Annotated in this window: 10 protein-coding genes; 5 read left to right on the top strand and 5 right to left on the bottom strand. The window is 38.7% G+C overall.

The window, feature by feature from the left end; all coding sequences use genetic code 11:
- The 5 genes from KTJ10_RS17470 to KTJ10_RS17450 form a co-directional block, all read right to left on the bottom strand.
- On the bottom strand, positions 1–89 hold an 89-nt coding region (locus tag KTJ10_RS17470; RefSeq protein WP_072292276.1), incomplete at its 3' end, for a GTP-binding protein.
- A gap of 95 nt (positions 90–184) precedes the next feature.
- Positions 185–2,323 carry an elongation factor G gene (gene fusA / locus KTJ10_RS17465; protein ID WP_002120436.1) on the bottom strand — a complete coding sequence of 713 codons (2,139 nt, stop codon included), beginning with the start codon at positions 2,321–2,323 and terminating at the stop codon, positions 185–187.
- A gap of 177 nt (positions 2,324–2,500) precedes the next feature.
- Positions 2,501–2,971, bottom strand: a complete 471-nt coding sequence (rpsG, locus tag KTJ10_RS17460) for a 30S ribosomal protein S7 (protein WP_001138055.1) — start codon at positions 2,969–2,971, stop codon at positions 2,501–2,503.
- A gap of 160 nt (positions 2,972–3,131) precedes the next feature.
- Complete coding sequence (gene rpsL / locus KTJ10_RS17455) at positions 3,132–3,506, bottom strand: 30S ribosomal protein S12 (protein WP_002050319.1); 375 nt, start codon at positions 3,504–3,506, stop codon at positions 3,132–3,134.
- 200 nt (positions 3,507–3,706) lie between these two features.
- Positions 3,707–5,026: an EcsC family protein gene (locus tag KTJ10_RS17450; protein WP_262442517.1), complete on the bottom strand. Its 1,320-nt coding sequence runs from the start codon at positions 5,024–5,026 to the stop codon at positions 3,707–3,709.
- 300 nt (positions 5,027–5,326) lie between these two features.
- On the opposite strand from KTJ10_RS17450, the gene KTJ10_RS17445 reads away from it, so the two are divergent.
- From KTJ10_RS17445 to KTJ10_RS17425, 5 genes are all read left to right on the top strand, one after another.
- Positions 5,327–6,556: a beta-ketoacyl synthase N-terminal-like domain-containing protein gene (locus tag KTJ10_RS17445; RefSeq protein WP_002120440.1), complete on the top strand. Its 1,230-nt coding sequence runs from the start codon at positions 5,327–5,329 to the stop codon at positions 6,554–6,556.
- Between the two features lie 18 nt (positions 6,557–6,574).
- Positions 6,575–7,027 carry a protoporphyrinogen oxidase HemJ gene (gene hemJ / locus KTJ10_RS17440; protein ID WP_002120291.1) on the top strand — a complete coding sequence of 151 codons (453 nt, stop codon included), beginning with the start codon at positions 6,575–6,577 and terminating at the stop codon, positions 7,025–7,027.
- A gap of 157 nt (positions 7,028–7,184) precedes the next feature.
- Positions 7,185–7,745 (top strand): hypothetical protein, encoded by a 561-nt coding sequence (locus KTJ10_RS17435; protein ID WP_199978229.1) that lies wholly within the window; start codon positions 7,185–7,187, stop codon positions 7,743–7,745.
- Between the two features lie 385 nt (positions 7,746–8,130).
- Complete coding sequence (locus tag KTJ10_RS17430) at positions 8,131–9,756, top strand: NAD+ synthase (protein ID WP_199978228.1); 1,626 nt, start codon at positions 8,131–8,133, stop codon at positions 9,754–9,756.
- Positions 9,749–10,777, top strand: a complete 1,029-nt coding sequence (locus KTJ10_RS17425) for a hypothetical protein (RefSeq protein ID WP_262442516.1) — start codon at positions 9,749–9,751, stop codon at positions 10,775–10,777. The genes KTJ10_RS17430 and KTJ10_RS17425 overlap by 8 nt, the downstream gene beginning before the upstream one ends.
- The last annotated feature ends 28 nt before the right edge of the window (positions 10,778–10,805 follow it).

Here is a 10,805-nt window from a genome sequence, read left to right as displayed (position 1 = left end):
GCAGTTAAAGTTGTTTTACCATGGTCAACGTGACCGATTGTGCCCACGTTTACGTGTGGCTTATTACGTTCAAACTTGGCTTTAGCCATGATGATCTTCCTTTATAAACTACTCATGGAGGGTCACCCCATGAGCACTTGGTTTTTAACTAAGAAATTAGTTTGGGCTTATAGTAATCGAAAGATTACTCGTCGTCACCTTTTTTACCGCCAGCTTGGAATTTAGCGATGATGCCTTCAGCCACGTTACGTGGAGTTTCAGCATATTTAGCAAATTCCATAGAGTAAGTCGCACGACCTTGAGACATAGAACGCATTTGAGTCGCGTAACCAAACATCTCAGCAAGAGGAACTTCTGCACGAATTGCTTTTGTTCCACCAGGAAGATCGTCCATACCTTGAACCATACCACGACGACGGTTTAAGTCACCCATGATATCGCCCATGTAGTCTTCTGGAGTTTCTACTTCAACTTTCATGATAGGTTCAAGAAGGATAGGATCCGCTTTCATGAAACCATCACGGAAGGCATAAGAACCTGCCATTTTGAACGATAATTCGTCAGAGTCGACGTCATGGTAAGAACCGTCGAATAATGTAGCTTTAATACCAACAACAGGGTAACCAGCCAATACACCATTCTTCATACGTTCTTGAATACCTTTGTCAACCGCGCCAAAGAATTCTTTAGGTACTACACCACCAACAACTTCTTCAACGAATTGGTATTCTTTACCAGCTTCTTCAACATCAAGCGGTTCAAGACGTACATATACGTGACCAAACTTACCTTTACCACCAGTTTGACGTACGAACTTACCTTCTTGTTCAACAGACTTTTTGATCGTTTCACGGTAAGCAACCATTGGTTTACCAATGTTAGCTTCAACACCGAATTCACGCTTCATACGGTCAACAATGATGTCAAGGTGAAGTTCACCCATACCAGCAATAATTGTTTGACCAGATTCTTCGTCTGTACGAACACGGAACGATGGATCTTCTTTAGCCAAACGACCTAAAGCGATAGACATTTTTTCTTGGTCTGCTTTAGTTTTTGGTTCAACAGCCAATGAAATTACTGGCTCTGGGAATTCCATACGCTCAAGAGTAATGATGTTTTTCTCATCACATAATGTATCACCAGTTGTAACGTCTTTAAGACCTACACACGCTGCGATATCACCTGCACGGATTTCATCAAGATCTTGACGTTCGTTCGCATGCATTTGCACGATACGACCGATACGTTCACGCTTAGCTTTAACTGGGTTATAAACCGGATCACCTTGTTTAAGAACACCAGAGTAAACACGTACGAATGTTAAGTTACCTACGAATTTGTCGTTCATGATTTTGAACGCAAGCGCAGAGAACGGAGCTTCGTCAGATGCTTCACGAGACGCTTTAGTTTCGTCTTTGTCGTCAAGGATACCTTCGATCGCTTTAACTTCTGTAGGTGATGGTAAGAATTCAATTACAGCATCCAACATACGTTGAACACCTTTGTTCTTGAATGCAGAACCACAAAGCATTACTTGAATTTCAGAAGCTAATGTACGAGCACGTAAACCAGCGATGATGTCTTCTTTAGAAAGATCACCTTCTTCTAGGTACTTGTCCATTAATTCTTCAGAAGCTTCAGCCGCAGCTTCAACCATTTTTGTACGCCATTCGTTAGACGTATCAACTAGGTCAGCTGGGATATCAGCATATTCAAACTTCATACCTTGAGATGCTTCATCCCAGATAATCGCTTTCATTTCGATAAGGTCAACAACACCCTGGAATGTATCTTCAGCACCAATTGGCACAACGATAGGAACAGGATTACCACCTAAACGAGTTTTAACTTGCTCAACAGCACGGAAGAAGTTTGCACCAGTACGGTCCATCTTGTTCACGAATGCTAAACGAGGCACTTTATATTTGTTCGCTTGACGCCATACAGTTTCAGACTGAGGTTGTACACCACCTACAGCACAGTAAACCATGCACGCACCGTCAAGAACACGCATAGAACGTTCAACTTCGATTGTGAAGTCTACGTGTCCCGGGGTGTCAATTACGTTGATACGGTGTTGTTCGAATTGGTTACCCATACCAGACCAGAAACAAGTTGTAGCAGCAGAGGTAATTGTAATACCACGCTCTTGCTCTTGTTCCATCCAGTCCATTGTTGCTGCACCGTCGTGTACTTCACCAATTTTGTGAGATACACCTGTGTAGAACAAAATACGTTCAGTTGTAGTTGTTTTACCTGCGTCAATGTGCGCAGAAATACCGATGTTACGGTAACGAGTAATTGGGGTTTGGCGAGCCATGATGTCTACATTCCTAAATGTTATATTTAAAACAGGACGCACCAATTAAATTGATGCGCGCGAATATCCAAACAGGCAACTTAAATACCTGCAAAGCCCCCACTTTGATAGAGAGCGATGTTGAATCGAGCTGCTGTACGCATGAATATTCTCCTGAATAAGGCCTGTTTTATCCGCTTAGAAACGGTAGTGAGAGAAGGCTTTGTTAGCTTCAGCCATACGGTGCACATCTTCACGTTTTTTGATTGCTGCACCTTTACCTTCAGCTGCATCAAGCAACTCACCAGCAAGACGTAAAGCCATCGTTTTTTCAGAACGCTTAGCAGCAGCATCTACTAACCAACGCATAGCTAAGGCAGTACGACGGGATGGGCGTACTTCCATAGGTACTTGATAAGTAGCACCACCAACACGGCGTGCTTTTACTTCAACCATAGGACGAACTTTTTCAAGAGTAGTCTCGAAAAATTCAACTGGGTCTACTTTATTTTTTTCTTGAACGCGTTCTAAAGCACCGTAAACGATACTTTCTGCAATAGATTTTTTACCATCTTGCATTACGTGGTTCATGAATTTAGCGATTGTTTGGCTGCTAAATTTTGGATCTGGAAGGATCTCACGAGCAGCGACTACGCGACGTCTTGGCATTTTAATACACCTAATAATATGACACTTCAGGATGATCCAGCAGTTTGTACAAGTGTCATGTACACGACGCTGGCCTTACTATACGTCGCTTGAATTACAAATCTATGAAGAATTCAAACAAGCGAAACGCTAAAGGGCTTATTCGACTAGTTTCCTAGAATTACTTCTTAGGACGCTTAGTACCGTATTTAGAACGTGATTGATTACGATCTTTAACACCAGCACAGTCTAATGAACCACGAACGGTATGGTAACGTACACCCGGTAAGTCTTTAACACGACCACCACGGATAAGAACAACACTGTGCTCTTGTAAGTTATGGCCTTCACCACCGATGTAGCTAGATACTTCAAAACCTGAAGTTAAGCGAACACGGCAAACCTTACGCATAGCTGAGTTAGGTTTTTTAGGTGTAGTTGTATAAACACGTGTACAAACACCACGACGTTGTGGACAAGCCTTCAACGCAGGAACTTTGGATTTTTCAACCAAAGTCGTACGACCCTTACGGATCAACTGATTCGTTGTTGCCATATGGCAATTCTCCCGTTATTAAAAAACCTTAAAAAGAAAATACCTCTTTTTAAGGGCACATAATTGTAAGCCAAGATGCAAAAATGGTCAACACGGCAATACTTACCAAATGTTGACCATATCAATGTTTGACAGGACGATTTACAAATTTAAATAGAGTCTATTTTCAATTTTTAAACTTCTACTTTGTAAGTGTATTGTTAAGAGTATTTTTTATCTTCCAATATCTCGTTATCATCCTCTGGTGTTAAAGCAGGTTTTTGCTCAGTATGCTCATGCTCTTTCACATGTTTGTCAGCAAGTTGTTCTAAACCTTGATGAACATTTTCCTGAATTTTTTCTTCACTCTTTTCGCGTTCCGTAGGCTTTAACACAATAGAAACTTTTGAAATCACCTCATGATTTTCTACTTTATGATGATGAGCAGCATGAATATTGCCATCTTCACCTATATTTAAAAGTCTTGGACTTGCTTTTTGAATGAGTGTAACCGCAGCATAATAGGCTTGCAGCGGAGATAAATGCTCGCTAGGGTGTTCATTTAAATAATGTCTTGCCGCTCCAAAAATTGCTTGAGCTTTATGCCCCACATCTTCTTGCAGCTTCCAGCTATACACTGCGCTTAAAACCGCACCTGCAATTGGGGTAAATTTCCCAAAAGCTGAGAGTTTCGGAATACGATTCAACCATTCCCATTTGAACTCCCCATCTTCATCTACCAACCAGTTCTTTAGAGTCTCTATATCTGTGGTTGAACCTAGCACTTGCTGAAATTGATGAATATCTTGTGTTTCCAACATATTTCTTAATGTTTTTAAAGCTAACAACAGGGTTTGCTTCTCAGCAATCAGGCTAATATCAACTTCTTTAAAAATAAACTCGACAACATCTTGATCAGTAGCTTCCAACAAATCAAAGCCATGTGATCTTCCTGTCTGATAAATAGTTCTTAAAACCAAAACTAATGAAACTGGAATATCTACAGCCGCACCAACGACACCTGATACACCTGTAATTGCACCTTGTACAGTCGCAATGAGCTTGTTTTGTTCAATAAGTGCCTGACTTAAACGTTGAGAACGTCCTGTGTCTTTAGTTAATTCAAATAAATCTTTAGCACCCGCTTCTTCTAGGATTTTTTCAGTTAAGGTACTTTTTGAACTAAAGTCATTTAACCAGTTAAATAAATGGCCTGAGATTTTTTCGTCCCAATCAGGTGAAAGAAATGTAGCAACGCCATTTACTTTTTTGAAATGGCGCCCAAACACCTGACGTGTGACTTTTGGTAAATGCTCTCGTAGCATTTGTTGAGGACTTTCATATTGCTCAACTTCAAATGGGCTTTTTGTTCGTGATTTACCTTCAACAGTTTTACCAGTTGGGATTGGTTCAACGACCTTACTTACATCACCTGATTGGTTCTGTTGTAAAATACTCAATCCTGTAGAACTGAGCTTTTTAGCCACTCCGAAGACCTGAGAAAACAAATTGTCAGATTGATTATTATTAAATTTTGTCATCAAGTACCTCGATTTTTTAATTTATCTAATTAGAGATAAATACTAGGTGGAATGTGGATTTATCTCAACTTGAATGTGTGTATTTTAGTTAACCCTAAATGCAACATACTATGTATTTAGTTATTTTTTTTAAATGTAAAATTGTCATAAAGATTTGCCATAAGAAATAAAAAACCTTTCTGCTATCATGTTAACAACGCAAAACATTGGTCTCGTTTTCTTACAGCTATATTCTCCTATTCATTTTCATAGCTGTTGAACACGATAGACTCTTATATATCACCATAAAGGGACCTGTAGATGAAACGTGTTGTAATCACTGGTATGGGTATTAACTCATGTATCGGTAACTCTTTAGAAGCAGTTACTCACTCACTTCAAAATGGAATCTCCGGGACACGTTTTAACCCAACTTATGCTGAACTTAATTTCAAAAGTCATGTCAGCGCTGCTGCAGAACAAGACTTTGATAATATTGACCGTAAATTAAAACGCTTCATGGGCGTATGTGCGATGTATGCATACAACGCTGCTGTAGCTGCAGTTGAACATGCAGGACTTACTCCTGAACAACTTGCTGGTAATCCACGTTATGGTATTGCAGGTGGTTCAGGTGGTGGCTCAACTGCTTCTGTTGTTGAAATGACAGAATTATTAGAAACTAAAGGCGCACGTAAAGTGGGTCCATTCTTTGTACCGCGTAATATGTCAAACACCATTACTGCTAACGTAGGTGTTGCATTTAAACTACAAGGTATTTCACATACTATTACAAGTGCTTGCGCAACTTCTGCAGATGCAATTGGTTATGCATACAACTTAATTCAACTTGGCAAGCAAGACCTTATGCTTGCTGGTGGCGGTGAAGAAGATCACTGGTCTCAAAGTTTATTGTTTGATGCAATGGGCGCACTTTGCTCGAAATATAACGACTCTCCAGAAACAGCATCTCGCCCATATTCAGCAGACCGTGACGGCTTCGTTATTGCTGGCGGTGGCGGTTTCGTAGTACTTGAATCACTTGAACACGCACAAGCTCGTGGTGCAAATATTTTAGCTGAAGTCGTTGGTTATGCTGCGAACAGTGATGGCGCAGACATGGTTGCTCCAAGCGGTGAAGGTGCTACACGTTGTGTATTAATGGCACTTGAAGAAGCTAAGCAACATGGCGTAGAAAAAATTGACTATGTAAATACACATGGTACTTCTACTCCAGCTGGTGACATTACAGAACTTAAAGCAATGGAGCGTGCATTTGGTGAAGGTAATGTACCTCCTCTTAGCTCGACCAAATCTATGACTGGCCATAGCTTGGGCGCCGCTGGTGTACAAGAAGCTATTTACTCTGTGCTAATGATGCAGAATGACTTTATTGCACCAAACATCAACGTAACTGAGCTTGATGAGGGCGCAAAACCTTTTGATATCGTACTTGAAAAACGTGATGCAAAATTGAATACTGTAATGAGTAACAGTTTTGGCTTTGGCGGTGTTAACGCTTGCCTTATTTTCAAGAAGTGGGATGCATAATCCCACCTAGGATTATCGATGGATGCACCTTCTGATGCTTTTTTGTGGGTAAAAGCATTACATATTATTGCCGTGGTTTGTTGGTTCGCAGCCTTGTTCTACTTACCACGTCTATATGTTTATCATGCTATGAGTGAAGATGCTGCAAGTCATCAACGCTTTGAGGTAATGGAACGCAAGTTGTATCGAGGAATTATGTGGCCTTCGATGATTGCTACATTAATTACCGCCCATTTCCTTGTAGAATGGGGTGATGCAACTCGACATTATCATCAAGCCACATGGTTTTACCTCAAAGTTGGATTAGTGGCTTTATTGGTGATTTATCATTTGGTATGTGGCTATTATCGTAAAAAGCTCATCGGAAATGCTCACTATAAATCACATAAGTTCTGGCGTTTTTTTAATGAAATGCCAACCTTAATTTTATTTGCTGTTGTGATTCTAGTTGTTGTAAAGCCTCAGTTCTAACTGAGGCTTTTGCTTTTCTTCTCTAAGAATTATTTTATTCAGAATAATAAAAACATGAAATTCATTTAAATATTGATGAAAACAGAACTATAAAACTAATGAGTAGCCACGACTCTTTATTTAACGATATATGATCTATACTATGCTAAAGAAATAGATGAACCCATTTAATGGCAAAGCTATGCTAACTTTTAATGCCTTTAAACGCTTAATCCATAATCAATTGATTCTTCTTACACTTTTTATTTTCCGTCACTTAAAAAACTACCCGATTAGGTATTTGACTGCTCAAGAAAAATTATTAGCTCAAATGGTCTTCGGCGATCTGCTCGATTGTGAACAACCTAAAATTATTGCTACTCGCTATCTCCCTTGGCAGTCTTGCGGTATTTTTATGGCGCCAAATGGTAATATCTATGTCAATCCTTCTGATTACAGCGAAAATTATGCTCTAGAGTCTAAGTTTATGCAGGGTATTTTTATCCATGAACTCACACACGTCATGCAATATCAAAAAGGTATTCATGTCCTACTTAAAGGTGCCTTACTACAATCAGCCTATTACCTCAGCCTTAAAAGTTACAACCCCTACAAATACACCTATCACCCTGACAAGGCATTTAGTACTTATAATATTGAACAGCAAGGCGAAATTGCTCGTGACATTTGCACAGGAAAAATCCCGAATATTATCTGTTCACCTCAGCTTCATTTGTAACTAAATAATCCATGTTTCTTTAAACGTAACATTTTTTGCCTGATGTAAATGATAATTCTTATAAATCAGAAATACTTATCTAAACTATAAAATTACGCTTATTCAATTCAAATTATTGAAAAAAATAGAACAGCCTTATTCCAAATTAGCTTGTGATAAGGCAGTATACAAACAATAAAAATAATGAAGCGTGTTTCTATTCTACACAGAAAATCTCGTTATTTTTACGCAGAAAATATGGGATTGGTATATATTATTGATCTTGACATTTTTGTTTACTATTTTAATTGTTTACTATCGTATCATACACATCGTTGAAAAATTATATCCATAAAAATCAACACTATGTGTATCTATATTCGTTATGATCTAGGATTAGGTTTGAATGAAAAGTTTTAAAGTTGCCCTTGCTCAGTTTTCTCCGCATATTGGCAATATTGACTCAAACACCCAAAAGATGATTGAGCAAGTAAATCAGGCGAAAAAACAAGACGCTGACCTGATTATTTTTCCCGAACTTTCTGTTATTGGTTATCCAGCTGAAGACTTATTGTTACGTCCAAATTTAAATAAACGTATGCAAAAGGCTTTTGCGCAACTTGCCGAAGTTAAAGATATTGTTATGGTTTTCGGATTTGTAAACCAGACAGAAGATGGTCAACGTTATAATTCTGCTGCTGTCATGAAAGACGGTCAGGTTTTGGGTGTTTTTAACAAACACAATTTACCAAACTATGGCGTCTTTGATGAAAAACGCTATTTCCAAAAAGGCCATCAGCACTTAGTTTTTGAATATCTTGGGCATAAGTTTGGTGTATTAATCTGTGAAGATATCTGGTCAATTAATACTGTAAAACAGTTAAGCCAATTAAATGTTGATACTGCTCTTGTACTCAACTCATCACCATATGAAGTCGGCAAACCACAACACCGTATACAGACCTTAAGTGAACTTGCAAAACAACTTCATCTAAATATTGTTTATGTTAACCAAGTAGGCGGACAAGATGATTTAATTTTTGATGGCACAAGTTTTGTTAGCAATCAAAATGGTGAAATTGCCTTACAAGCACCGAGCTTTAAAGAAGACATTTATATTGCTGAATTTGATCGTGATACAAAGTTATATAAAGTCACTGAGTCTGCTCCTGCTTTAGAAACCTTTGCAGAGATCTATCAAGGTTTAGTCATGGCAACTCGTGACTATGTAGAGCGCTCAGGTTTCCCAGGTGTGATTTTGGGTCTTTCTGGCGGTATTGACTCTGCCCTTACACTTGCAATTGCTGTTGATGCAATTGGTGCAGAAAAAGTACAAGCCGTGATGATGCCTTATACCTATACTTCTCAAATTAGTGTAGAGGATGCAGCTGAACAAGCTCGTCGTATGGGTGTGACTTTCGGTATTGCTGAAATTCACTCAATCGTAAATAGCTTCATGCAAACCTTGTATCCTTTCTTTGGTAATTCACCAGCTGACGCAACTGAAGAAAATTTACAAGCGCGTGCTCGTGGCACATTGCTTATGGGCTTATCAAACAAGTTTGGTAACTTAGTCCTTTCTACAGGGAATAAATCTGAACTTTCAGTTGGCTACTGTACGCTTTATGGCGATATGGTTGGTGGCTTTGCGGTTCTAAAAGATGTTTATAAAACTATCGTATTTGAATTAGCAAAATACCGTAACAGCTTAAGCGAAACTCCTGTTATTCCTGAGCGTGTGATTACCCGCCCACCTTCAGCAGAACTTCGTCCGGATCAAAAAGACCAAGACTCTTTACCAGCTTATGATGTATTGGATGCTATCCTTTACGCATACATCGAAGAAGATTTAAGTCAGGCCGATATTATTGCCAAAGGTTTTGATAAAGAAGTTGTTGAAAAAGTCATCCGTTTAGTTGATCGTAATGAATACAAACGTCGTCAAGGTGCGATTGGCCCGAGAATTACCTCTCGTGCATTTAGTCGCGAACGACGTTATCCGATTGTCAACGGTTGGACAGCGAATGACTGAGCAGAAAAACTCATCAAAAACTACAGCACTTGCTCAAGCACTTTTGCTTGAGCAGGTGGAATTTTTCAAAAAACAATTATCTATAGAAAACTCACCTATTTATTTCCAGCAATTCATTCAGTTGTTTATGCAACATGCTGACGAAATCAAGCTTCATGAAGTTGTTGATTTAGAGCAACTACAAGCCGTTGTGAAACGCTATGCTTTTGAAATGCAGCTAGGTGCTGGTTTACTTGAGTTTATTGGGGAAATCGCGCAGCGTATTTATTTATCTGCGATGAAATCGCCAATTCAGTTACAAGATTTGGTCTCTGACCACCAATTTGAAATGTGGCTCTCCAAATTTTTGGAAATGGAACATATTCCTCATTATCTCAACCAGTTTTTAAGAACCAGCCCTTCTGTACAACAGCTTTGCCAATATATTGCAACCTCGACTCTAGAACAAAAATTACCAAAACTTCTAACTGCCTCTAGAGTGGATGACTATCATTTTGAATGGCAACATAAACTCAAAAAATTTTCCTTTTTGCAGCAGCAACGTCTTGAGCATAAACTTGAAACCTGGATTGCCAGTTTTATTCACGAGCAACTTACAGAATTAAGTCTTTTATCGAGTGAAGATTTAGAAAGTCTAGTGCGTCATGTTTGGGAAGATATCAGACATAAAAAAATGTATGAGTTTATGAAACAACTCACTCCTCTCGATGTTGAAGAGTTCTTTGTTTTAATTTACGAATACTGGAAAGAATTACGTCAATCAGAATTTATGCAAGATCTTATTTTGTATGGCGTTGAAGTTTTTTATGATTTTTATAAAGACCAAAGTTTATTTGAAGTATTAAGTGAAATTGGTTTAACAGAAAACGACTTACAAACAGAAGCTTTACGTTTTTATCCGAAGGTTATGGATGCCTTCAATGAGCACGGTATTTTAGAACCGTTACTTCAAGCACTACTAGCTCCTTTTTATCAAAGCTCAAAAACACTCGATATAATTGAAAAACATTTCAATGAGTAAAAAGTAGATAAAAAGAAACCACGCAGGA

Source organism: Acinetobacter sp. WU_MDCI_Abxc222 (genome assembly GCF_025514755.1).
Classification (GTDB): Bacteria; Pseudomonadota; Gammaproteobacteria; order Pseudomonadales; family Moraxellaceae; genus Acinetobacter; species Acinetobacter geminorum.
Note: the sequence above shows the minus strand (reverse complement) of the source record. Positions and strands in the feature narration are given on the sequence as shown.

Coding starts and splice junctions, on each gene's coding strand:
- fusA (WP_002120436.1), bottom strand. CDS start 2,323: ATGGCTCGCCAAACCCCAATTACTCGTTACCGTAACATCGGTATTTCT.
- KTJ10_RS17435 (WP_199978229.1), top strand. CDS start 7,185: ATGAACCCATTTAATGGCAAAGCTATGCTAACTTTTAATGCCTTTAAA.
- KTJ10_RS17445 (WP_002120440.1), top strand. CDS start 5,327: ATGAAACGTGTTGTAATCACTGGTATGGGTATTAACTCATGTATCGGT.
- KTJ10_RS17425 (WP_262442516.1), top strand. CDS start 9,749: ATGACTGAGCAGAAAAACTCATCAAAAACTACAGCACTTGCTCAAGCA.
- rpsG (WP_001138055.1), bottom strand. CDS start 2,971: ATGCCAAGACGTCGCGTAGTCGCTGCTCGTGAGATCCTTCCAGATCCA.
- rpsL (WP_002050319.1), bottom strand. CDS start 3,506: ATGGCAACAACGAATCAGTTGATCCGTAAGGGTCGTACGACTTTGGTT.
- KTJ10_RS17430 (WP_199978228.1), top strand. CDS start 8,131: ATGAAAAGTTTTAAAGTTGCCCTTGCTCAGTTTTCTCCGCATATTGGC.
- KTJ10_RS17450 (WP_262442517.1), bottom strand. CDS start 5,026: ATGACAAAATTTAATAATAATCAATCTGACAATTTGTTTTCTCAGGTC.
- hemJ (WP_002120291.1), top strand. CDS start 6,575: ATGGATGCACCTTCTGATGCTTTTTTGTGGGTAAAAGCATTACATATT.